This is a genomic window from Varibaculum sp. GTC20041 (assembly GCF_055387755.1).
Genome location: NZ_AP041144.1, coordinates 1,935,415 through 1,956,781, shown reverse-complemented (window position 1 = coordinate 1,956,781; position 21,367 = coordinate 1,935,415). Strand labels below are relative to the sequence as shown.

Here is a 21,367-nt window from a genome sequence, read left to right as displayed (position 1 = left end):
GGAGAGGGAAAATAATGGCTGAAGAAAATAAAAACGCCGATTCCCGGGAATCCCGTGGCAAAGGCCGCGAAGACCGGGGGCGTAAGGGCCGCCGCGACAATCGTCGTGAGCAGGAAAAGAACCAGTATTTAGAGCGCGTAGTTACCATTAACCGTGTTTCTAAAGTAGTTAAGGGCGGACGTCGTTTCGCTTTCACCGCGCTAGTAGTAGTTGGTGACGGCGAAGGTATGGTCGGTGTCGGATACGGCAAGGCTAAAGAGGTTCCCCAGGCTATTTCCAAGGGCGTCGAGGACGCGAAGAAGAACTTCTTCCAGGTACCGATGATTGGGCGGACTATCACCCACTTGGTGCAGGGTGAAGAAGCTGCCGGTGTGGTACTTTTGCGTCCGGCTTCTCCCGGTACCGGGGTAATCGCCGGTGGCCCGGTGCGTGCAGTTATGGAATGTGCAGGTATTCATGACGTGCTAACCAAATCTTTGGGTAGCGCCAACGCTTTGAATATCGTGCAGGCCACGATAGCTGCTCTGAAGATGCTGCAGCGTCCGGAAGAGGTCGCGGCGCGCCGCGGACTGCCCGTTGAGCGGGTAGTTCCGGAAGCAATGCTGCGGGCTCAAGCCGAGGCACGGGCAGAAAAAGCCGAGAAAGCGAAGAAAGACGAAGCGGAGAAAGCCGCCGCTGGTGTCGCTGAAGAGGTGAATGCCTGATGAGTAAGCTCAAGATCACCCAGGTTAAAGGCCTGGTTAATACCAACCAGAATCAGCGCCGCGTTATGCAGTCGCTGGGTCTGCGCAAGATTCACCAGAGTGTGGAACACCAGGATAACCCGGCTATTCGCGGGCAGATCCGCAAGGTTTCCCACCTGGTGCAGGTAGAGGAGATTGGTTAATGGCTGAAGATACTAAGGTAACCGAAGCAGAAGACACTGCTAAAGAGGACGTAATCCGCTTGCATGATCTGCGTCCGGCTCCCGGCTCCAATAAGCGCCGTAAACGCGTGGGTCGTGGTGAAGGATCGCAAGGTAAGACCTCCGGTCGCGGTACTAAAGGTACCGGCGCTCGCAAGAATGTTCATCCTCGTTTCGAGGGTGGCCAGATGCCTTTGCATATGCGTCTGCCGAAGCTGCGCGGATTCAAGAACCCCTTCGCTACTGTCTATCAGGTAGTGAACCTGGATCGCCTGCAAGAACTGTTCCCCGAAGGGGGAACGGTCACGGTTGATGATCTAGTTTCCAAGGGAGCAGTTCGCAAGAACTCTTTGGTGAAAGTTCTAGGTACTGGGGAAATCTCGGTGAAACTGGAACTGATCGTAGACGCTTGGTCTGCTGCTGCTAAAGAAAAGATTGAAGCTGCCGGCGGTTCGCTGAGCAAGCGGGAGCAAGACTAGTTTGCACCCAGCAGCCTGGCTGCAGCTGAAAAATCTAGATAGCTAGAAAGTCTCGGGCGGGGAGGAAATCTCCCCGCCCGAGACTTTTACATTTATAGCCACCACAATCTTGCAGGTAACTCTAGTTTTAAGTGGATTAGGTCACCAGGTTTGACATTAAATGTCGGCAAGCCGCTATACTCATAATGGATTTGTTACAAAAACGTTATATGTGGATGTCTTTCCGGTGACATCCGTCCCCAAAGCTCAGGAGATATCGTGAGAAAAACCTGGTTGATGGCACCAATCGTGGTTATGGCAGCATTTGGTTTAGTAGCTGCAGATTCTGTACATCCCTCAGTAGCAGCAAACGCACCTACAGTTAACGTTTCCCAGTTAGCTAATAATATGCTGCAGGAAAATCTTTACAACCAGGCAGTATCAGTTGATGAACAGGTAAAAGTAACTACCACTAAGGTAAGCGCCTTCTCTGCAGGTGCTTCCCCCGCTGCTACCTCCTCGACCTCCGCGAAGAGCGAAGATGCTTCTCCGCTTCCGACCGCCGAAACTCCCAATTGTGCCCCTCCCAGCGGGGATAGCGGGGTGCAGCCCTGGCCGCGTCAGGTACGCACTATGATTACTCAGCGTTTCGGGGTAACTAATATTGGCGGCTTGCGTCCCGGAGATCCGCGCGATCACGGTAAAGGCCTAGCTTTGGACGTAATGGTGCCGGTATCCAGTGGACTAGGAGATTCCATCGCCAATTGGGCAATCGCCAATAGCGGAGATCTAAACATTAAATACGTGATCTGGAAACAAAAAATCTGGATGCCCGGGCGCAGCTGGAAAGGTATGGAAAATCGCGGTTCGATTACCGCTAACCACTTCGATCACGTACACATCAGCTTCCACAGCGGATCCGGCCGCTGCCTGTAGGCCGGGCTCTTTGCGCGCGAACCCCAAGGCGCACTTAAGCTGCCGCGCGCCCCAAAGGTAAGCCGCGTCTGGTGCACAGGTGCGTAGGGCGCTTCACCTTGACGAGCGGAGGCACGTCCTCGGAACCAGGGGAGAAGACAAAAATCGCTGAACCCGCGTGAACATTACCCCAAAAAGTATCTGCATGTGCTATTGCGAAGCTAAATTGTGTAGGCTTTTAAGGGTTAAAGAATTATCTTTTTTGCCGTAAACAACAGAGATTGCTGGAGGCAGCTTGCTAAGCGTATTCGTACAGGCGTTCAAAACGCCCGATCTCAGGAAAAAGCTCCTGTTCACCTTGGCGATTATGGCGCTATATCGGGTCGGATCCCATATCCCCTCACCGGGGGTTAACTATCCGAACCTACAGGCCTGCCTAAAGAATAATGAACAGAATGGTCTGCTCGACTTGGTGAACCTGTTCTCCGGGGGAGCCCTGCTGTCCCTGTCAGTGTTCGCCATGGGGATCATGCCTTACATTACGGCCTCGATTATTATCCAGCTGATGCGGGTAGTGATTCCTCGTTTCGAAGACCTGCACCGCGAAGGGCAAGCCGGAAAAGCTAAAATGACCCAATACACCCGCTACCTGACCATCGGGCTCGGGGTATTGCAGTCAGTGACCATTATTTATATGGCGCGTTCAGGGCAACTGCTGCAAGGCTGCGCCCCCAGTAAACCGATTATCCCCGACCAGTCAGCGCTCAACTACTTGATCATGATGGTCACCATGACCGCTGGCACCGGCCTAATCATGTGGCTGGCCGAGCTAATCACCGAAAACGGTATCGGTAACGGCATGTCCCTGCTGATCTTCACCGGGATCGTGGCGAACATGCCCGCCCATCTGCAATCGATCGGGGCTTCCGGCGGAGTCTGGAAAGTCCTGGTAATCATTGCTTTGGTTGCATTGATCACCCTGGCGATCGTATTCGTGGAACAAGCCCAACGGCGTATCCCGGTACAGTACGCCAAACGGATGGTAGGCAGGCGCATGGTGGGTGGCTCTACCACCTATATCCCCATGAAAATCAATATGTCCGGGGTTATCCCGGTGATTTTTGCAGCCTCGCTACTAGCCATGCCGCAAATGATTTCCCGCTTCGGTAAACCTACCGCCGGCTGGGTCAAATGGATAAACGATAACTTCCAACATGACTCCCTGCTGTATCTGATTTGCTACGCGCTGCTAGTGTTAGGCTTCGCTTTCTTCTACACTCAAATCACCTTCAACCCGGAGGAAATCGCCGACAATATGAAGAAGTACGGCGGATTTATCCCCGGTATTCGGGCTGGGGCTCCCACCGCCGACTATCTGCACTACGTGATTAGTCGGATCACCAGTGCGGGCGCGATCTACCTAGTAGTGGTAGCCATGGTGCCGATCGTGGCGTTGATTCCGCTTAAGGTTACGCAGATGCCATTCGGAGGGACTACCCTGCTGATTATGGTGGGTGTAGGTCTGCAAACCGTACAGCAGATTGACGCTCAGCTTCAGCAACACCACTATGAAGGATTCCTGAAATGAAAAAACGCCTGGTGATTCTGGGCGCCCCTGGTGCTGGAAAGGGCACCCAGGCGCACCAGATCTGCGATCTGCTGGATATTCCGACTTTTTCAACCGGCGCGATGCTGCGCGCGCAAATGCAAGCAGGCACCGAGCTCGGTAATAAAGCGAAAGAACTAATCAACCGGGGAGAGCTAGTTCCAGATTCGGTGATTAGCGCCCTGGTAGAAGCGGAACTCAAAACTGATCGTTACCGCGGCGGTTTCTTGGCTGACGGCTACCCCCGCAACCTGGAGCAGGCACATTTCCTGGATCAGGTGCTCAAAGATATGGGAACCCAGCTGGATGCGGTTATCAACCTGGATGTTGATTTAGAGGACGTGGTGGGCAGGCTACTAAAGCGCGCCGAGATTGAGCACCGCTCCGATGATACCGAACCGGTGATTCGTCGCCGCCTGCAGGTTTACCACGACCAGACCGAGCCGCTAGTGCGCTACTATCGCGAGGCCGGCCTGCTAATTAATATTGACGGTAACGGCTCTATCGAACAGGTTTGGGAAAATATTGCGGCCCAGCTGCAGTAATCAGTTAACCGCATCGGGAAGAAGATAGGTAGCCATGCTATTTGGGCGAGGCATCGAACTAAAGAACCGGACCCAATTGGGTTATATGCGCCAGGCCGCCCTCATCGTTAATCAGATTCATGAGGCCGTCTGGGAGAATGCGCGAGCCGGGGTCACGCCCCGGCAAATAGATGAAATATCGGCGCAGGTAATCGCCGATGGAGGCGCTCATTCCAACTTCCTGGGATATTTTGATTACCCTGCCACCATCTGCATCTCGGTCAACGATACCGTAGTTCATGGGATTCCCGGTGACGTTCCCTTTGAGGTCGGAGACTTAGTTAGTTTCGATTGTGGCTGCTATCTGGAGCGAGACGGGAAACAGTGGCACGGAGACTCGGCGTTCTCGGTGATTATCGGAGAAGAACCAGCGCCCAAGCCGGATCCTTCGATTTCCGCACACGCCTACCCCACGTCCTCAGAAAAAGAACAACTCTTAGAGATAACTCGCTACAGTACCTGGGCAGGCGTGGCCGCTATAGCTGGCAAGCGAGCCCGCGTGAATGATATTGGCGCCGCGATCGAGGACGCGGTGGACACTTTCAAGGAACGCTTTGGCTGGACGGCGGGAATCGTAGAAGAGTTCACCGGTCATGGAATCGGCACTGCCATGCACCAGGCGCCAGATGTTTTTAACTTCCGGGCGGCCGGCAGGTCAGCGGCGATTAAACCGGGAATGGTGCTGTGCGTGGAGCCGATTTTGACGCGCGGATCTAATCGGGTTACCACTTTGGCCGATGAATGGACGGTGAAAACCGTAGATCACTCCCTCGCCTGTCATTGGGAAGCGCAAGTGGCAGTGTTACCGGACGGGATCTGCGTCCTCAACCAGCCGGATTTTGGCGAGGCAGCTTTGGCACCCTTCGGAATAAAACCGGTCAAACTATAGATCGTTACCGGAAATATCTCCGCCACGCTCGCCCTCGAAAATCCTTTTGCCCCGCTTTTGGGGATACCTTTTACTGCGCGCTACCCCCTGGGTTCCTGATACAGTCGGTTTTGAAAAGGAGGCGAGCCCATGCGTATTCCCTTCCGCAAACTAACCCGGATGATATCGCTGCTCGGGGGCAGTCAGCTCGAACAAGCTACTTCCCACCCCAATCGGCGGCGCCAGCAGCAAAAATATGTGCGTCCGGCTGGGCGGGCACGTTACCTGAACAAAGGCGATAAAATTCCTCCCTTCGTCTATGACCCGGATACCGGGAATGGAGCCGCCGACCCCGGTGAAGTGATTTGGTGTTGGGTTCCCTATGAGGAAGAGGATGGGCGCGGTAAAGATCGCCCGGTGCTAGTCATGGCGGCGTTAGCAGATGCAGTTATTGGATCCCAGTTGACCAGTAAAGATCATGATAAAGATGCCGAGCAAGAGGCGCGTTGGGGACGTTACTGGATGGATATCGGCGCTGGTGCTTGGGATTCTAAGGGGAGGGAATCTGAAGCCCGTTTGGATCGGTTGCTGCTGATTCCTCGCCGGGAAGTACGCCGGGAAGGGGCTCGGCTAGATCGCGAACGCTTTAACCAGGTAGCTGCGGCTATCCGAAAACAGCAAAGACTGAAATAGTAGGGAGCAGACAAGGGGCGTTTAGAGAGGGCGCGGAACTTAGTTATTAAGGACAGGATTTGCAACCTGCGACACGCTGATAACAGTAGAAAAGGTAAAGGCGTGACCGATCTAACCCTGTATCAGCTTTAGGTTAGTCCCGCAACTAACGTAAAGTTGACTATTGGGTTTGTGACTAGAGGGGAATAGTATACCCGCTAGTCATCCTATGTGAACAAGGTTAGTGAAGGATAGATGGCTAAAAAAGAAGGCGTTGTAGAGGTCGAAGGTACCGTAGCAGAGGCACTCCCGAATGCATATTTTCGAGTGGAACTGGAAAACGGTCATAAGGTGTTAGCGCACATCTCGGGCAAAATGCGTCAGCATTATATCCGGATCTTGCCAGAGGATCGTGTGGTAGTAGAGCTCAGTCCCTACGATTTATCGCGCGGCCGAATCGTTTATCGATACAAGTAAAGTAGCGGACAGCGAAGAAATTCGTCGCAGCTAGAGGGAAGTTATGAAGGTTCAACCCAGCGTTAAGAAGATCTGTGAAAAATGCAAGGTGATTCGTCGCCACGGCGTTGTCATGGTGATTTGCGAAAACCCTCGGCATAAACAGCGTCAAGGCTAGCCGAGAACAATAATAAGCGTGCTACCAGCACCTTTCAGATACGGAAGGTGACCCCAGGTCCGGAGGCCTGGGCCGGGAAAACGGAAGGTGGCGCGACGGCCTCCGGAAACAATGTGGAGAGAAAATTAATGGCAGCACGTATTGCCGGTGTTGATCTTCCCCGCGAGAAGCGGCTGGAAGTGGCACTTACTTACATTTACGGCGTAGGGCGCACTCGCGCTCAAAAAACGCTGCAAGAAACCGGGGTTAGCCCGGATGTACGCGTAAAAGATATTTCTGAAGAAGATCTGATTAAAGTTCGCGACTTCATTGAATCGAACTACAAAGTAGAAGGTGACCTTCGTCGTGAGGTCCAAGCCGATATTCGCCGCAAGATTGAGATCGGTTCCTACCAGGGTCTGCGTCACCGTTTCCACTTGCCGGTGCACGGTCAACGGACCAAGACCAATGCGCGTACCCGCAAGGGACCTAAGCGCACGGTTGCCGGTAAGAAGAAGGCTGTATAAGTAAGCGCAGGCACCACCTGCTGGATCTGAGAAAAGAAGGAAGATATGGCTGCTAGTTCTATTAAGAGCCGTAAGCCGCGTCGGGCTGCGCGTAAGAACGTTGTTCAGGGAAAAGCGTTCATTAAGTCCACATTCAATAACACTATCGTTTCGATTACCGATCCGTCCGGAGCCGTTATTTCCTGGTCGTCTGCTGGCCAGATGGGCTTTAAAGGATCCCGTAAATCCACTCCTTTCGCTGCGCAGATGGCTGCTGAAGCTGCTGCTCGGCGGGCTCAAGAACACGGTATGAAGAAAGTTGACGTGTTCGTGAAAGGACCGGGGTCGGGTCGCGAGACCGCTATTCGTTCCCTGCAAGCTACCGGCCTCGAGGTCGGTTCCATTCAGGACGTTACCCCGCATGCCCACAATGGCTGCCGTCCTCCCAAGCGCCGTCGCGTATAACGCGCGTCCTAACTGAAGTAGAAAAAAGAAGATAGTAAAACACTTCTGTGAGTCTCCAGGCCGTCATTTGGGAGATTTCGCAGTCTTGTCTCTAAGGCTGACCTTTGGTCAGGACGTCCGTTCCAGTCATATGGCGGGCTGGGCGACAGAAAGGACAACACGTTGCTTATTTCACAGCGACCCGTGCTATCAGAACAAGCGGTTAACGATCAGCGTTCCCGCTTCACTCTTGAACCCCTAGAACCCGGATTTGGACACACTCTAGGTAACAGTTTGCGGCGTACCCTACTTTCCTCCATTCCGGGAGCCGCAGTCACCTCGATCCGTATCGAGGGGGTGCCGCATGAGTTCCGCACTATTCCGGGAGTAATGGAGGACGTCTCCGAGATCATTCTGAACATTAAACAGATTGTGCTTTCTTCGGAGAATGACGAACCGGTAGTTATGTATCTGCGTAAAGCAGGTGCTGGGCAGGTTACCGCTGGGGACATTACCCCTCCGGCAGGCGTAGAGATCCACAACCCGGATTTGTATCTGGCCACTTTGAACGATTCTGGAAAGCTAGAAATTGAGCTGACGGTAGAACGCGGTCGCGGCTACGTTTCTGCTGATCAGAACAAGTCTGATGGGCACGAGATTTCTCGGATTCCCATCGACTCCATCTATTCTCCGGTAGTTAAAGTCCGCTACAAGGTAGAGGCTACTCGTGTAGAGCAGCGCACGGACTTTGACCGTTTGATTGTGGATGTGGAAACCAAGCCGGGACTAGCTCCCCGGGATGCGCTGGCTTCGGCGGGCAAAACCTTGGTAGAGCTGTTCGGTTTGTGTCAGGAACTCAATATTGAGGCTGAGGGAATTGAGATTGGCGCTCCGCAAACGGATCAGGCGCTGGCTCAAGATCTGGCCCTGTCTATTGATGACCTGAATCTACAGTCTCGTTCCTACAACGCTTTGACGCGGGAAGGAATCAACACGGTGGGGCAACTGGTTGCTCGCTCCGAGGCCGATCTTTTGGATATCCGGAATTTCGGCGCTAAGTCAATCGAAGAGATTAAAGCGAAGCTGGCGGAAATGGGGATGGCGCTGAAGGATTCTCCGCTGCCCTCCTCGGTCAATCTAGATGATCTGACCAACTCCAGTTCGTTGCAGTTCTCTGACGACTAAGTCGGGTTTTCTCGGCGCTGAAACAATAAAGTTTTTTAGGAAAGTAAAGGAAGAAACATGCCTAAGCCATCTAAAGGTCCGCGGCTAGGAGCCGGCCCGGCACATGAGCGTAAAATCTTGGCGAATCTGGCGAAATCGCTGATCGAACACCGTTCGATCCGCACTACTGAAGCGAAGGCTCGCCGCCTACAGCCCTACATTGAAAAGCTGATCACCAAGGCGAAGAAGGGTGATATCCACAATCGCCGTATGGTTGCCCGCAAACTGAGCACCCAGGTAGATAAGTACACCCGCGGATTCGATGCGGTATATACCCTGTTTGATGAAGTAGTTCCGGATTTGGATCCCAACCGTCAGGGCGGGTACACCCGGATTGTAAAACTGCCTGCTCGTCGGGGCGATAATGCGCCTATGGCCGAGATTTCTTTGGTCACCGAAAAGGTAGAGTCGAAAGCCAAAGTGCAGCCGACCAAGGACGAAGCTGATAAGCCTGAACAGCCGGAAGAATCCAAAGAGGCTGAAAAGGCCGAAGAAACCGCTTCGGAAGAGGCAGTCGAAACTTCGGACGCCAGCGAAGAGAACGCGGAAGCTGAAAAAGCTGAAGACGCGGACGAAGCGGCAGATTCTGAAGAATAGTTCTTTGCACTTATCCGTCACTAGCTGACGTGGTAAGTTGTGATAACTTGATGCGGGCAGTTGGCATTACCTATGCCAACTGCCCGCTTTTTTAGTACCAGAATTTTACAGCAGGTATTTGTTATTAGCGGTCGGCCAGACCGGCCAGGCTGAATCTACGGGTAAGCTAAGAACATGGGAAAAGAGATGAGAACCCCGCTGACCTTGTCTGTTGATTGCGGCGGAGGCGGGATTAAAGCCTCGGTGCTAGATAAACGCGGCACCATGGTGGCGCCCTCTTTGCGAGTTCCCACCCCTTACCCGTTGCCTCCGGAAAAATTAATCGAGATTGTAGAGGATTTCCGCGCGGACTTTAAAGCAGTAACCGATCGGATCACCGTGGGGATGCCGGGCATGATTCGCCATGGAATAGTCATTTCCACCCCGCATTATGTATGCCGGTCCGGCCCGCGCACCCGAGTATTACCGGAAATGGTACAGGCGTGGGAAAACTTTGACCTGGCAGGTGCGTTGGAAGAAGAAACTTCGCTGCCTTCGCTGGTGTTAAACGATGCGGAAGTGGCAGGAGCCGGGGTAATCTCTGGTACCGGTATGGAGATGATTATTACCTTGGGAACTGGGCTAGGAAATTCGATTTGGGATGGGGGACGGTTGGCTCCCCATATGGAACTTTCCCATATGGTTGCCCGCTGGGGTCTCCTCTTTGATGACTATGTAGGGGAGCCGGAACGTCTGCGCATGGGGGATGCTCACTGGTCACGCCGGGTTCGCCGCGTTGTCGGGGTGCTACGCGATGCAATTATGTGGGATCGGCTTTACCTCGGTGGGGGAAACTCTTCCCATATTGTGGAATCGGTGCGTAAAACTTTAGGAGAAGAAGTGGTGATCGTACCTAATGATGCCGGTATTCGCGGCGGGGTGCGGGCTTGGGGGCTGACCACCTAATGGACGGTTCGATTCGTTTACGCTTAGACCTGGCCTATCGCGGCGCGCCTTTTCACGGGTGGGCGCGGCAACCGGATCTCCTAACCGTCCAAGGACGCCTGGAAGAAGCGCTGAGTCTGATTACCCGCCAGCCGATACTCCTTACCGTCGCCGGGCGTACCGATGCGGGGGTGCATGCCCGCGGACAGGTAGCCCACCTGGATGTGCCGAAAGAGTTTTGGCTTTCCCTATCCAGAGGGCGCGAGGAGAGCGACGAACTGCGCGGGGAACGGCTCCGGGCTCGTCTAGAAGGCCTCGCGGGACGCGGTTTGAACGGTGCTTTGGCAATAAAGCAGGTCAGGGTGGTACCTAAGGATTTCGATGCCCGTTTTTCGGCGCTTTCTCGCACCTACCGCTATCTGATTTGTGATGATCCCCGTGCCCAAGATCCTTGCCGCTTGGATATCGCCCGCACGTCCTCGCCCCTGGAGGAGGAGAAGATGCAGGTGGCAGCGCAGGCATTATGTGGCGAGCATGATTTTCTACCTTTTGCGAAACCTCGCGAAGGTGCCACTACAGTCCGCACGCTTCATTCCTTTAATATTTCTCGTCCCCACGATGGAATCGTGCAGGCTATGATCCGGGCGGACGCGTTTTGTCACTCCCAAGTCAGGTTCATGATGGGGGCCTTAATCGAGATTGGGCGGGGTAAATACGAACCTAACTGGATAGGGGAGCTGCTGGCTGCCGGAGTACGTGACCAGCGGGTTCCACTTGCCGATGGGCGGGGTCTAACCCTTTGGGAGGTGGCTTACCCACCTGCCGACCAGTACGCCTTGCAAGCCCAAAAGGCTAAAGTAGTGCGCACCCTGCCCGAAAACTCGCCCTCGTAAGTTACCCCAAGCCGGAAGGTACCAAGCTAAAGGCAGCTGCCCTTATTTCGCTAAAATACGATCGGAAATTCGCTCTGTTGGGTAGAGCCAGGGGGCAAAATCAACCACTTCATTACCGCTACGGAATTTGAAGCGAGATATCTGTTTGACTGAGGGCGGCATCCCAAATTCCGTGCAAATTTCTCTTACCTGCTTCTTTTCGTAATCAGTTAGCCAAGTGTATGGATCAGAACAGCTAAAACTACCGCATACTCTTGCTAGATTCTGCGTAAGCTCATTAACTTCGGGGCTTAGTAGTGAACCACGCGAACGGGTAAAAGCCACATCCGGATCTAGCGCTACCAGGGGTTTCAACCAATAGCGAGACAGCGAGTTTAAAGCCGCATTGCGGACAGCAGGACCGGAGGGGTCACGTTTGCGTTCAGTGTTATCCCAATAAGGAGCGGTATCAGGTCCAACCCGCATTCCGTCGACTAGTCCTAAAGACGGTCCGATCAGTGCGCCTGAGGCCATTAGGTACGCATCTGGGAGTGCTTCACGTATTGTTTTCAGTCCTTCTTGATAGGCGCATTCCCTTGAAACTGTTCGATAACGCCGACCGACTATTGCGGCGGCGTTGAGAAAATCCAGTTTGAAATACCTGAATCCCCACCCATAAATAGTTGTAAGGATTTCTTTGAGCCAAGATTTTGCTCCCGGGTGGGTGCAGTCTAATCCGTAGTAGTAATCTCCCCAGTTGTAGCCAGCAGGTTCCAAATTTCCGGAAAAATTGTGAATGAAGTATTCTGGGTGCTCTTGTACAATTGTGCTATTGCCTGCCGCAATAAAAGGTGAAACCCAGATTCCGGGGGTCATGGCGTTATTTTTTATCTTATTTGCCAAAGCCTCTAAGCCGGAGGGAAATTTTGCGTTAGGTTGCCAATCTCCTATCCCTTTCTCCCACCCGTCATCTATTTCAAGTACCTGATATCCGCTGCGTCCAGCTGGAATGATTTCGGCTTCAATAGTTTCTTCGCTGATCTCTTCAAACCAGGAATACCAAGACGACCAAATAGTCCCTGGGTAACGGTTGAGTCGTTTGTCTTTACTACCTAGAGATTTTCTAAGGGCAGCGGCATAGGCCTGAAAAACACTCAGTTCTGTACCAATCCCAACCCACCACGAGGCGTAGCTATCTTTATCGCATTTTGATGGGGCAGGATGCGCAGAATAACCGGTTTTATCTGGTAACTTTCTTGCGGTTAATAGATGTTCTCCAATCTCAAAATATCCAGATTCCCCTCCTAAGGATCCGATAAGCATGATGAGATCCTTTTCCGGATCTACCTTGATTGCAGTTAATAGATACGACTGATGAACTTTGGGATCATCGGAATACGCGTCCTCGGCTGTTAGAGAACGCGGGGGATTGTTCCAAACCCGGTAAGGAGGTTTATCAACCGACCACCACGAGGTCGGGGACCAAGAATTCCAGCCATGTCGATAAAATTCAACATTTTTGAGGTCAGAATAGGATACCTGAATTTCAGAGCAGGTTACTGAGGCACCTCTGCCGGTAGGAGGATGTTGAGTACTCTCATCATCAACTTGTCTGCAAGAGATATTTACAGCTAATCTAGAAATCTCTTCCGGAAAAATAAACTTTCCGTGCTGGTATTTTATCTTCATGATCCCGTTCCTCGTGGTGGGGGCGTTGTATATTACTTTTCTGCCAGGAGCTCGTTTATTTTCTTGTTTAACTCTGGAAGCGCTTTAGCGGGGTCTTCGCTTCCGCGTTCAATTCCTTCAAAAACCTTGTTAGCTTCAGAGTTAATTTCTTCGGCCTTAAAAGTGATCGGATAGTAGACCAGATTCTTGGGGTCTTTGGTGATATTCAAGAAAGCACTGACGTCGACTCCGTTGACTTCATGAGCTTTAGCTGCTGCCTCTGATTGACTGGTTATTGAGGGGAACACTATTGCTTTCTTCGCAACGATGCTCTGGCACTCCGTAGATGTTAGGAATTTGACCCACTGCCACGCTTTGTCTTTATCTTTGGCGTTCTTGGTTATAGAGGGAGCGAGTCCATTGATTATGGTTTTTTGTCCCATAGGTCCTTTGGGAAGAGGAGCGAACTTGAACTTTTGCGTCTTTGATTGAGACCAAGTATTAATTCTCCAGGAGCCGTCAGGTACTATAGCTGCTTTATTTTGTTCCATCATAGGTTCTAGGCCAAGGTCGCCTGCCTTTTCAACTGGGGTAACATATCCGGCCTGAATCTGTCGCTGCCACCATTTCATGGCTTCAATCAGTTTGGGAGAATCTAAGTTGTAATGGCGACCAAACGGATTTTTATCCAAGTAGTTGAAACCATTAGAAAGGGCGAACCACGACCACGGGCCTTGACCAACTACTCCAGAATTAGTTTCCAGTCCCCAGCCGTAAGTTTCAACATTGTTCTTGTCAAACCCGGCCTCGTCCCCGCGTTTTCCGTTCTTATCTATAGTCAAGTGAGCTATAGCTTTGCCAAAACTACCGCCATCTTGGGGATTCCAATCTAATTTCTGCAAACTAGCTTCATCAATTCCGGCGTCTTTAACGTCCTTTACGTTATAGACGAGAGCTATAGTGTCCCAGTCTTGTGGAATCCCAAAAGTTTTATCTTCGTAATTCCACAGGGATGCCAAATCGCCAGTGTATTGGCTCATGTCAATCTTATCTTTTTGGATATATGGTTTAAGATCGGTCAAGACCCCTTTAGCTGCTAGTTCAGGGTATTGAGCTACGTGATTGGTAATGACGTCCGGCGCCTCTCCTGAAGATAATTGGACAGTCAAATTCTTCCAGTAATCGTCCCACCCGGTTTGCTGAATGTCGACGCTAATCCCACTTTTCTTTTTAAACTCGGCAGCACAAGCCTCGTAAGCTGGTTATTGGTTGGGATCCCACAAACTGTAGGTGACCTTACTATTATCTGTGTCGTTTCCCTTTGTTTCTTGTGGGGCGCACCCCGCTAGACCTGCTGCGGCAAATATAGCTACACCGCAGGTCAATGCGATTGTTTTTTTCATTTCATTCTCCTTAGGGACGGCTCTACTTCGCCGAAGTAAGACCGATTGAATTAACTAGTTTCTTCCCGACTACTAGAAGTAAGATCAACATAGGGATTGTCTGCAAGGTTGCAGCTGCCATGAGACCCGCCCAGTCTGGTTTAGTAGAGGGGGAAGCTTGTTGAAAGGTAGCCAGAGCGACATTGAGTAGTCGAACGGCGTGTTCTTTACCGACCAGTTGTGGCCATAAGTATTCGTTCCACGCAAAAACTGCCTGAATAATTGCAATTGTAGTGATGGGTGATTTGCAGATAGGGACTACTACCTTGCTAAATATCGTCCATCGGTTCGCCCCATCCAGAAGGGCAGCTTCTTCTACCTCGCGAGGAATCGATAGAAAGAATTGTCGCAAAAAGAAAATGGCGAAAGGTGAAACTAGAACATAGGGTGCCAAGAGGCCGGTGAAAGTGTTTAGAAGTCCCAGATTTTTTATTAATACAAAGTTCGGTAGCACGATAAAAATCGGGGGGATCATCATTCCTGTGAGTAGGATTGCGAAGATTTTATCTCTTCCGGGGAAATGTAAACGGGCGAACGCGTATGCGGCCATTGTGGAGGTTACGACCTGGCCGAGCACCAGGATGGCGGTGAATATCAAAGAGTTACGCAGGTAGAGCCAAAAATATATCTTTGCTCCCGATCCTCCCGCGGCTAAGTCTTCTTCAGTGGTCGCAAACCCGAGTACCCGCTTGAAATTTATCCAGCTGGCATCGGTCGGGATCAAAGAATAGTCGCCGTTGAAAATTTGGGAGTTTGGAGTTAGGGCTGTGCGGATTGCCCATACGAAGGGGAGTAAGGTGACTATCAATATAAGTATTAAGGTCGTCCATCCGAGTACCTTTTCCGTGCTCAGCTTGCGCAATATATTTCTGTTTTCCATTGTTTTCCCCTCAAGTTATCCCAAGTCCGATTCGCTAGCTTTCGTTAAACGCAATTGAACGAGAGTCATAACTAAAATGATGATTAGTAAGATGACGGCCATTGCGGCGGCATATCCCATTTGGCCTTGTTGAAAGGCTTTCTCGTAGATGTAAAAGTAGATAACCCGAGTGGAATCCAAAGGTCCGCCCTTAGTTGCTACGGCTACAGTGTCAAAAATCTGGAATGAGCCAATCATAGAAACCACTATCACCATCACGAGGATGGGGCGTATCAGTGGCAAAGTTATCGAGAAGAAGCTTCTAGTGGTGCTAGCTCCATCTATTTTCGCGGCGTCGTAAATCATGTTTGGAACTATTTGCATTCCCGCGAAAATCAGTAGCGCTGTATATCCCATGTTTCGCCAGGAGTTAACGAGTGCAACCGTAAAGATAGCGATATCAGGATTGCCATAAAAAGCGATGGGTTCGCTGTGAACCAAAGTCAATAGATGGTTTACGAGACCTACATTGGGGTCTAGTAAAAACAAGGTGATTACCGCAATAGTAACGTTTGGTACTAGCCAGGGAACCAGTAAGAGCGAACGAACCAAGCTGGATTTGCTGATACGTTGCATTAGTACCGCTATTCCTAAACCAGCTATGGTTTGGGTAGTGATATTGACGAGGACGTAGATGACAGTGACTACCAGTGCATGAGCAAAGTGATGGTCGCCCAGTAACTTTTGATAGTTCGCAAATCCTACGAACTTTGCAGGAGAAATTAAATCCCAATCTGTAAAACTTATGGCTAGACCTCTTATCATGGGAACTAGATAAAAAACTAGGAATCCGATTACGGCAGGGGCTATGAAAAGGTATCCGGCGCGCTTCTCTGCCAGCTTTAACTTGCTAGGCTTTCTACCTGAAAAGTTCAGGGTATTAGTCTCTTTTGTTTCAGACGTACTGGTCTCTGCAGCGTCCTTGCTATTTATTAATCCGGTAGCAGTCATCCGCGACTCCTCAGCTAGTAAGACTTGCGTCACAGCAATTATTACGTTAGTTTCTTTAGTAAGTCAAGCATTTTCAGTAAATGGGGGTTTACCATTGTGAATGCTCAACGAAGAATTCAGCGGCGTACCAATATGGAGGCTGCATTACGTTACCTGACAGGCTGCTCAGATACCGTTGCCAATGTTGCAAAACAAATTGGAGTAACTCGCCCAGCGGCTGAATCAATTGTTTCTGACCTGGTTAAACTGGGATGGGTAGAAGATATGCCCGCCCCTGAAGGGGTAATCGCAATGGGTAGACCGGCTACCTACTATAAACTCTCTTCTCAAGCGGGGCATGTCCTTTCCTTAGATATTGGAGCTCATCACGTCAGTGCGCTCACAGCAGATTTAAGTGGGCATATTCTTGCTGAAAATACAGAAGATTTAGCTGAGAACACCCCTACCAAAACGCGTATAGCAGCTGCATTAACTGTTAGTAAAAAAACTTTGGAAGATACCAAGTGTGGTAAAACCTGGGTTTGTGTGACCGGAAGCCCGGGCGTTCAGTACCAGGGAAAAGTTGCCTATTTTGGCGGCAAAGGAATGCCGGGCTGGCAGGGGCTGCAACTTGATCAGGTACTTTCTGAGGAACTTGGAGTTAAAGTCACTACTGTTGGGGACTGTGCCCTAGGGGCTCGTGGGGAATCCTGGGTTGGTGCGGCTGCCAAACGTAACGACGTAGTGTTTATCCTAGCTGGAATTCGCACTGGTGCGGCAAGTGTCCTTGACGGAAGGGTGCGGGCGGGGAGTCGGGGAGCCGCAGGTTTAATTGGAGAAATTCCGCAACTAAGGTGGCGGGAGCTAGAAGCGGAAAGTTTCGCAAAAAGTATTTACACTCCTAACCAGCCTCCCGATCGAGAAACCATGTTTAGACAGGCTCGGGAAGGCAATAAACTAGCGATTGCCGGCGCAGCGAAATTCGGTGCGATATTAGGGCTGGGAACTGCCAGTATGATTGCGGTTATTGACCCTGAGTGTGTGGTGCTAGGGGGGCAATTTTGTGAATATGCGGATCTGTTTTTGCCGCAAATGGAGCAGACTATCAGAAAACTGTGTCCATTTGCGCCCTCGATTGTGGTGTCCACGTTAGGGAGGCGGGCTGTAGCTCTTGGGGGAATTCGATACGCCCTAGATGGTGTCTGGGATCGAATTAAGGTACATGCACTGAACTCTGATTATTTCCCAGCTGCTGATTCCGATAGATTTTGGCTCTAGAAGCTAAACATCGTATCTCTTGGCCACATGAACTAGCTGTTGGCAGTTTTAATATGGGATTTCTCAGAATTTCTAGCTGGCTATAAGGGGTGCTTAACACGGAATCTGTGGGCAGTTCAACAGGATATTACTTTGACCAGGTAGTCTTGGTTCCGTAAAATACTAAATGTTGTGTGTCCTGGAACAATCCAAGCGCAGGCATTTGACCTGGGGTTTTGGCAAAAACAGGACGCTAGACGGAAAGAAATACGAAGTCGGGTGAAGACACTACGGCGGCGTCCGCAACATTTATAGGCAGTTCCTGCCATTCTGTTGCCGCGCCCTCGCAGTTCTCGCCCCCAAAGAAGAAACGAAGGCTTAAGCCCGTGCGAACTTATAATCCGAAAGCCGGTGACACCCAGGACAAGAAATGGTATGTCATCGATGCTGAAGACGTCGTTCTCGGACGACTGGCGGCCGTAGCCGCCAAGCTGCTGCGTGGCAAGCATAAGCCGACCTACACTCCTAACGAGGATATGGGCGATCACGTAATTATCGTGAATGCCGCCAAGGTCGGACTTACCGGCAATAAACGTCAGCAGAAACGCGCCTACCGTCACTCCGGATATCCGGGTGGCTTGAAATCTGTAACCTACGGTGACTTGCTAGCTAAGAAACCGGAAGTTGCGGTAGAAAGAGCGGTGCGCGGCATGGTTCCCCACACTCGGTTGGGGCGTGCCCAAATGAAGAAGCTGCATGTATTCGCGGGTGCAGAACACAACCACGCGGCGCAGCAGCCAGAACCTTACGAAATTAAGAAAATCGCCCAGTAGCCCTGAGCCAAAACCCTGAGGAGAATTGTGGCTGATACCACCGAAAACGAAGAGCTGTTGGAGGAGAATGCCCCCAGCTCTTACACCACGGAAACCCAGTCGGAGCCGACCGGCTCCGGACAGTCCGTGACCGCTCCCGGCATTGGGCTGGGACGCCGTAAAAGCGCAGTTGCGCGTGTCCGGTTGGTGCCGGGCAGCGGCGAATGGAAGATTAACGGCCGGACTTTGGAGAACTATTTCCCGAACAAGCTGCACCAGCAGCTAGTGCGGGCTCCGTTTACCCTGCTAGATCTCGAGGGACGTTTTGACGTTATTGCTCGAGTCTCTGGGGGCGGCACCTCCGGTCAAGCCGGAGCGGTGCGCCTCGGCATTGCCCGCGCACTAAATGAAATCGATCGGGAAGCGAACCGTCCTGCCCTAAAGAAGGCAGGATTCTTAACCCGCGATTCGCGCGCTGTTGAGCGTAAGAAGCCCGGCCTCAAGAAGGCACGTAAGGCTTCGCAATACTCCAAGCGCTAAGCTTTCACGCTTATATATTTTGCCCGGTACAGGCGATTCATTCCGCCCGTACCGGGCAAAACTATATTGCGCAGACCAAGTAGATGAACTCTTAAGTAAAGAGTACGGCAGCTAATTAGATCTTGCGGAGGTAGACGTTTTCTAGGCGGTGCTGGGCGTCTTTACGCAAGATCAACGTCGCTCGCCCTCGGGTAGGACGAATCTGTTGCTCCAAGTTGGGCAGGTTTATAGAGGTCCAAATATCGAGGGCGATCTGGCGCGCCACCGAATCGGAAATGCCGGCATAAACCTGGAAATATGAACTGGGATCAGAGAAGGCCGATTCCTTTAACGACAAGAAACGCTCCACAAACCACCGTTCAATATCCCGGGTGCGGGCATCAACATAAATCGAAAAATCAAAAAAATCACTGACTGCCAGGGACTTCTGATCGTAGAGCCCGCTGCGTCCATCATCTTGATCCAGCTTTTTCTCCAGGTTAGGCAGATCTTGATGTCCCCGGTAAAACCAAGCGGGCTGCAGCACGTTGATCCCTTCTAGGATCAAAATATCGGGGCTGGCAACAGTCACGTATTTATCCGGCACCACATCATAGGTTACGTGCGAATATACCGGCGCTTTTACTTCTGGTTCCCCGGCTTTTACCTGGGTAACAAAATTCAGGAGGGCGCGGCGGTTATAGGACTCGGGGAATCCTTTGCGCGCGACCAGCCCGCGCCGCTCTAGCTCTGCGTTCGGATACAAAAATCCATCGGTCGTTACTAAAGCGACCCGCGAGGTTTCCGGCCAGCGGCTAAGCAGGTTTTGCAGAATCCGGGAAGTGGTGGATTTCCCGACAGCCACGGAACCAGCAACCCCAATAATGAAAGGGATTTTTCGCTTCCGGGGCCGCCCGAAGAATTCTTGCTGATCGCGTCCCAGGGCGCGAGAATGTAAAACCCGGTAACGCAGCAGCGCTGACAGGGGGCGATATACTGCGTCTGCCTCCTCTAAATCAATCGGGTCACCCAACGCTGCCAGGGAACGCAAATCGGCCTCGGTCAGCGGCATCGGGGTTTTAGCGGCGAGGGCGCGCCAAGCGTCCCGATCAAATTGTTCATAAATGGATTTTGCTGGCATAACTATTAGGCTCCGCTAGGTTGGATCCGCTCAAAACTTGCGTCGATTCGGTGTTTCCTGCCTCCCGCCAGTGCCCCCAGGAAAAGCCCTGGCGAGACGCAGAACATAAAACTTACAAAGACAGGCGCTCTTTTACCACCCCAGCTAGGTGCTCACAAACCGCATCGGCTTGTTCTTGGGTAGCGGCCTCTACCATTACCCGCACCAACGGTTCGGTTCCCGAGGCACGGAGCACTACCCGCCCGGTATCGCCCAGTTCTTCCTCGGCTTTAGCGATTTCTGCCCGCAACCCGGCATCATCGGTGCGGGTCTTGTCCACGTTCGGTACGTTAATCAGGGTCTGCGGTAGGCGTTTTACGAACTCGCAAATCTTCTCTAAAGGTTGACCAGCGTCTTTAACTGCCCGGGCGATGCATAGCGCGGTCAGAATCCCATCCCCAGTGGTGGCGTGGTTACCGTTAATCACGTGACCAGATTGTTCCCCGCCCAGGACGAATCCTTGCTCGCGCATTTTTTCGAGGACGTAACGGTCACCAACAGCGGTCTGTACGGTGTTGATGCCTTTTTCTTTCATCGCCAAAATCAGCCCCAGATTCGACATAATCGTGATCACTAGGGTGTTTCCGGTTAGCTCGCCTTTTTCCTTGAAGTAGGCGGCTAACATTCCCATGATTTTGTCGCCATCGACCAGGTTTCCTTGGGAGTCAACTGCCAGGCAGCGGTCGGCGTCACCATCGAAAGCCACCCCGAAGTCACATCCGGCAGCTACCACTTGGCTCTGTAACTGTTCGGGGTGGGTAGAACCGCAATTGTCGTTAATATTGCGTCCATCAGGGGAGGCGTTGATTACTACGGTGTCGATTCCGGCCTCTTGTAGTGCTTCGGGACCTAGATGGGAAGCCGCACCATTGGCGCAATCCACGGCTACACGCAGGCCAGAAAGATCCCCCACTGCCCGCACCAAGTGTTTAATATAAAGCTTTTCGGCGCTTTCTCGCTCTGCTTCAATCTCCCCGACCTGGTCGCCGGTGGGACGGTCAGTTTCCTCACCCAGCAGCTGTTCGATCTGATCCTCAATTGCGTCAGGGAGTTTATAGCCGCCGCGGGCAAAAAATTTAATCCCGTTATCTGGCATCGGGTTGTGAGAGGCAGAAATCATGACTCCCAAGTCGACGTCAGCTTTCGCGGTCAGGTAGGCGACGCAAGGAGTGGTTACGACTCCGATGCGGTTAACGTCCACGCCCTCGGAAGCTAGACCCGCCGAGATCGCGTGGTCAAGAAAATCACCGGACATGCGAGTGTCCCGGGCGACGATTGCTCGCAATTTTTTGCCCTTCGGCGCATCTTTGCGTACCTGTTTTGCAGCGGCTCGTCCCAGTTCCAAAGCCAATTCTGGGGTTAAATCTCTATTTGCTAGGCCGCGCACTCCGTCGGTTCCAAAAAGTCTGCCCATTTTACCTGTCTTTCAACTAGCAGAATCTGACTTTCTCAG

The 21,367-nt window shown here is 51.8% G+C and carries 25 protein-coding genes; 19 read left to right on the top strand and 6 right to left on the bottom strand.

Annotation, left to right across the window (positions count from 1 at the left end; genetic code table 11):
* Positions 1 to 14: 14 nt before the first annotated feature.
* The 16 genes from rpsE to truA all read left to right on the top strand — a co-directional run bounded on the left by rpsE (position 15) and on the right by truA (position 11,208).
* Positions 15 to 704: a 30S ribosomal protein S5 gene (rpsE, locus tag ACZ5BI_RS08495; protein WP_278609300.1), complete on the top strand. Its 690-nt coding sequence runs from the start codon at positions 15 to 17 to the stop codon at positions 702 to 704.
* The gene (gene rpmD / locus ACZ5BI_RS08490) at positions 704 to 886 is read left to right on the top strand and encodes a 50S ribosomal protein L30 (RefSeq protein ID WP_022864709.1); all 183 of its coding nucleotides are present in this window, start codon (positions 704 to 706) and stop codon (positions 884 to 886) included. Before rpsE ends, rpmD begins: the two co-directional genes overlap by 1 nt.
* Positions 886 to 1,383, top strand: coding sequence for a 50S ribosomal protein L15 (gene rplO / locus ACZ5BI_RS08485; protein ID WP_278606232.1), 498 nt, complete (start codon positions 886 to 888; stop codon positions 1,381 to 1,383). The genes rpmD and rplO overlap by 1 nt, the downstream gene beginning before the upstream one ends.
* A 258-nt stretch (positions 1,384 to 1,641) precedes the next feature.
* A complete protein-coding gene (locus tag ACZ5BI_RS08480) occupies positions 1,642 to 2,298 on the top strand; it encodes a hypothetical protein (protein WP_464896171.1) in 657 nt (218 codons plus the stop codon).
* Between the two features lie 274 nt (positions 2,299 to 2,572).
* A complete protein-coding gene (gene secY / locus ACZ5BI_RS08475; protein WP_316085872.1) occupies positions 2,573 to 3,865 on the top strand; it encodes a preprotein translocase subunit SecY in 1,293 nt (430 codons plus the stop codon).
* Positions 3,862 to 4,428 carry an adenylate kinase gene (locus ACZ5BI_RS08470; RefSeq protein ID WP_316085873.1) on the top strand — a complete coding sequence of 189 codons (567 nt, stop codon included), beginning with the start codon at positions 3,862 to 3,864 and terminating at the stop codon, positions 4,426 to 4,428. Before secY ends, ACZ5BI_RS08470 begins: the two co-directional genes overlap by 4 nt.
* A 34-nt stretch (positions 4,429 to 4,462) precedes the next feature.
* A complete protein-coding gene (map, locus tag ACZ5BI_RS08465) occupies positions 4,463 to 5,356 on the top strand; it encodes a type I methionyl aminopeptidase (RefSeq protein ID WP_316085874.1) in 894 nt (297 codons plus the stop codon).
* A gap of 129 nt (positions 5,357 to 5,485) precedes the next feature.
* Positions 5,486 to 6,028 (top strand): type II toxin-antitoxin system PemK/MazF family toxin, encoded by a 543-nt coding sequence (locus ACZ5BI_RS08460; protein ID WP_316085876.1) that lies wholly within the window; start codon positions 5,486 to 5,488, stop codon positions 6,026 to 6,028.
* A 234-nt stretch (positions 6,029 to 6,262) separates the two neighbouring features.
* On the top strand, positions 6,263 to 6,484 hold the full coding sequence (gene infA, locus ACZ5BI_RS08455) for a translation initiation factor IF-1 (RefSeq protein ID WP_022864716.1): 222 nt from the start codon (positions 6,263 to 6,265) through the stop codon (positions 6,482 to 6,484).
* Between the two features lie 43 nt (positions 6,485 to 6,527).
* On the top strand, positions 6,528 to 6,641 hold the full coding sequence (rpmJ, locus tag ACZ5BI_RS08450) for a 50S ribosomal protein L36 (protein WP_024059744.1): 114 nt from the start codon (positions 6,528 to 6,530) through the stop codon (positions 6,639 to 6,641).
* Positions 6,642 to 6,769: 128 nt separating this feature from the next.
* On the top strand, positions 6,770 to 7,147 hold the full coding sequence (gene rpsM / locus ACZ5BI_RS08445; protein WP_024059743.1) for a 30S ribosomal protein S13: 378 nt from the start codon (positions 6,770 to 6,772) through the stop codon (positions 7,145 to 7,147).
* Between the two features lie 45 nt (positions 7,148 to 7,192).
* The gene (gene rpsK, locus ACZ5BI_RS08440; RefSeq protein WP_024059742.1) at positions 7,193 to 7,591 is read left to right on the top strand and encodes a 30S ribosomal protein S11; all 399 of its coding nucleotides are present in this window, start codon (positions 7,193 to 7,195) and stop codon (positions 7,589 to 7,591) included.
* Positions 7,592 to 7,753: 162 nt separating this feature from the next.
* Positions 7,754 to 8,755: a DNA-directed RNA polymerase subunit alpha gene (locus tag ACZ5BI_RS08435; protein WP_024059741.1), complete on the top strand. Its 1,002-nt coding sequence runs from the start codon at positions 7,754 to 7,756 to the stop codon at positions 8,753 to 8,755.
* A gap of 57 nt (positions 8,756 to 8,812) precedes the next feature.
* A complete protein-coding gene (rplQ, locus tag ACZ5BI_RS08430) occupies positions 8,813 to 9,391 on the top strand; it encodes a 50S ribosomal protein L17 (protein WP_024059740.1) in 579 nt (192 codons plus the stop codon).
* Between the two features lie 186 nt (positions 9,392 to 9,577).
* Positions 9,578 to 10,336, top strand: a complete 759-nt coding sequence (locus ACZ5BI_RS08425) for an ROK family protein (RefSeq protein ID WP_464896170.1) — start codon at positions 9,578 to 9,580, stop codon at positions 10,334 to 10,336.
* Complete coding sequence (gene truA, locus ACZ5BI_RS08420) at positions 10,318 to 11,208, top strand: tRNA pseudouridine(38-40) synthase TruA (protein WP_464896169.1); 891 nt, start codon at positions 10,318 to 10,320, stop codon at positions 11,206 to 11,208. Before ACZ5BI_RS08425 ends, truA begins: the two co-directional genes overlap by 19 nt.
* Before the next feature lie 42 nt (positions 11,209 to 11,250).
* Here truA and ACZ5BI_RS08415 read toward each other — a convergent pair whose 3' ends face one another.
* The 4 genes from ACZ5BI_RS08415 to ACZ5BI_RS08400 all read right to left on the bottom strand — a co-directional run bounded on the left by ACZ5BI_RS08415 (position 11,251) and on the right by ACZ5BI_RS08400 (position 16,200).
* The gene (locus ACZ5BI_RS08415) at positions 11,251 to 12,876 is read right to left on the bottom strand and encodes a glycoside hydrolase family 36 protein (RefSeq protein WP_316086152.1); all 1,626 of its coding nucleotides are present in this window, start codon (positions 12,874 to 12,876) and stop codon (positions 11,251 to 11,253) included.
* 32 nt (positions 12,877 to 12,908) lie between these two features.
* The gene (locus tag ACZ5BI_RS08410; protein ID WP_464896799.1) at positions 12,909 to 14,060 is read right to left on the bottom strand and encodes an ABC transporter substrate-binding protein; all 1,152 of its coding nucleotides are present in this window, start codon (positions 14,058 to 14,060) and stop codon (positions 12,909 to 12,911) included.
* 220 nt (positions 14,061 to 14,280) lie between these two features.
* Positions 14,281 to 15,177, bottom strand: a complete 897-nt coding sequence (locus ACZ5BI_RS08405) for a carbohydrate ABC transporter permease (RefSeq protein ID WP_024059735.1) — start codon at positions 15,175 to 15,177, stop codon at positions 14,281 to 14,283.
* A gap of 15 nt (positions 15,178 to 15,192) precedes the next feature.
* Positions 15,193 to 16,200 (bottom strand): carbohydrate ABC transporter permease, encoded by a 1,008-nt coding sequence (locus tag ACZ5BI_RS08400; RefSeq protein WP_238128090.1) that lies wholly within the window; start codon positions 16,198 to 16,200, stop codon positions 15,193 to 15,195.
* A gap of 63 nt (positions 16,201 to 16,263) precedes the next feature.
* Here ACZ5BI_RS08400 and ACZ5BI_RS08395 point away from each other — a divergent pair, with 63 nt between their 5' ends.
* The 3 genes from ACZ5BI_RS08395 (at position 16,264) to rpsI (ending at position 18,755) form a co-directional block, all read left to right on the top strand.
* Positions 16,264 to 17,424: an ROK family protein gene (locus ACZ5BI_RS08395; protein ID WP_464896168.1), complete on the top strand. Its 1,161-nt coding sequence runs from the start codon at positions 16,264 to 16,266 to the stop codon at positions 17,422 to 17,424.
* 365 nt (positions 17,425 to 17,789) lie between these two features.
* Positions 17,790 to 18,236 carry a 50S ribosomal protein L13 gene (gene rplM / locus ACZ5BI_RS08390; protein WP_238128089.1) on the top strand — a complete coding sequence of 149 codons (447 nt, stop codon included), beginning with the start codon at positions 17,790 to 17,792 and terminating at the stop codon, positions 18,234 to 18,236.
* Between the two features lie 27 nt (positions 18,237 to 18,263).
* Entirely contained in the window at positions 18,264 to 18,755 is a 492-nt protein-coding gene (rpsI, locus tag ACZ5BI_RS08385; RefSeq protein ID WP_316098135.1) for a 30S ribosomal protein S9, read from the top strand.
* A 115-nt stretch (positions 18,756 to 18,870) separates the two neighbouring features.
* Here rpsI and coaA read toward each other — a convergent pair whose 3' ends face one another.
* Both coaA and glmM read right to left on the bottom strand, forming a co-directional pair.
* A complete protein-coding gene (gene coaA, locus ACZ5BI_RS08380) occupies positions 18,871 to 19,875 on the bottom strand; it encodes a type I pantothenate kinase (RefSeq protein ID WP_288335878.1) in 1,005 nt (334 codons plus the stop codon).
* Positions 19,876 to 19,987: 112 nt separating this feature from the next.
* Positions 19,988 to 21,328, bottom strand: a complete 1,341-nt coding sequence (gene glmM / locus ACZ5BI_RS08375; RefSeq protein ID WP_464896167.1) for a phosphoglucosamine mutase — start codon at positions 21,326 to 21,328, stop codon at positions 19,988 to 19,990.
* Positions 21,329 to 21,367 lie beyond the last annotated feature (39 nt).

Excerpts from the sequence above, each read along its gene's own strand:
- rpsK (WP_024059742.1), top strand. The coding sequence starts at position 7,193 with ATGGCTGCTAGTTCTATTAAGAGCCGTAAGCCGCGTCGGGCTGCGCGT.
- ACZ5BI_RS08470 (WP_316085873.1), top strand. The coding sequence starts at position 3,862 with ATGAAAAAACGCCTGGTGATTCTGGGCGCCCCTGGTGCTGGAAAGGGC.
- rpsE (WP_278609300.1), top strand. The coding sequence starts at position 15 with ATGGCTGAAGAAAATAAAAACGCCGATTCCCGGGAATCCCGTGGCAAA.
- ACZ5BI_RS08460 (WP_316085876.1), top strand. The coding sequence starts at position 5,486 with ATGCGTATTCCCTTCCGCAAACTAACCCGGATGATATCGCTGCTCGGG.
- rplO (WP_278606232.1), top strand. The coding sequence starts at position 886 with ATGGCTGAAGATACTAAGGTAACCGAAGCAGAAGACACTGCTAAAGAG.
- coaA (WP_288335878.1), bottom strand. The coding sequence starts at position 19,875 with ATGCCAGCAAAATCCATTTATGAACAATTTGATCGGGACGCTTGGCGC.
- ACZ5BI_RS08415 (WP_316086152.1), bottom strand. The coding sequence starts at position 12,876 with ATGAAGATAAAATACCAGCACGGAAAGTTTATTTTTCCGGAAGAGATT.
- glmM (WP_464896167.1), bottom strand. The coding sequence starts at position 21,328 with ATGGGCAGACTTTTTGGAACCGACGGAGTGCGCGGCCTAGCAAATAGA.
- ACZ5BI_RS08425 (WP_464896170.1), top strand. The coding sequence starts at position 9,578 with ATGAGAACCCCGCTGACCTTGTCTGTTGATTGCGGCGGAGGCGGGATT.
- map (WP_316085874.1), top strand. The coding sequence starts at position 4,463 with ATGCTATTTGGGCGAGGCATCGAACTAAAGAACCGGACCCAATTGGGT.
- rpsM (WP_024059743.1), top strand. The coding sequence starts at position 6,770 with ATGGCAGCACGTATTGCCGGTGTTGATCTTCCCCGCGAGAAGCGGCTG.
- rplQ (WP_024059740.1), top strand. The coding sequence starts at position 8,813 with ATGCCTAAGCCATCTAAAGGTCCGCGGCTAGGAGCCGGCCCGGCACAT.
- rpmD (WP_022864709.1), top strand. The coding sequence starts at position 704 with ATGAGTAAGCTCAAGATCACCCAGGTTAAAGGCCTGGTTAATACCAAC.
- rpmJ (WP_024059744.1), top strand. The coding sequence starts at position 6,528 with ATGAAGGTTCAACCCAGCGTTAAGAAGATCTGTGAAAAATGCAAGGTG.
- infA (WP_022864716.1), top strand. The coding sequence starts at position 6,263 with ATGGCTAAAAAAGAAGGCGTTGTAGAGGTCGAAGGTACCGTAGCAGAG.
- ACZ5BI_RS08405 (WP_024059735.1), bottom strand. The coding sequence starts at position 15,177 with ATGGAAAACAGAAATATATTGCGCAAGCTGAGCACGGAAAAGGTACTC.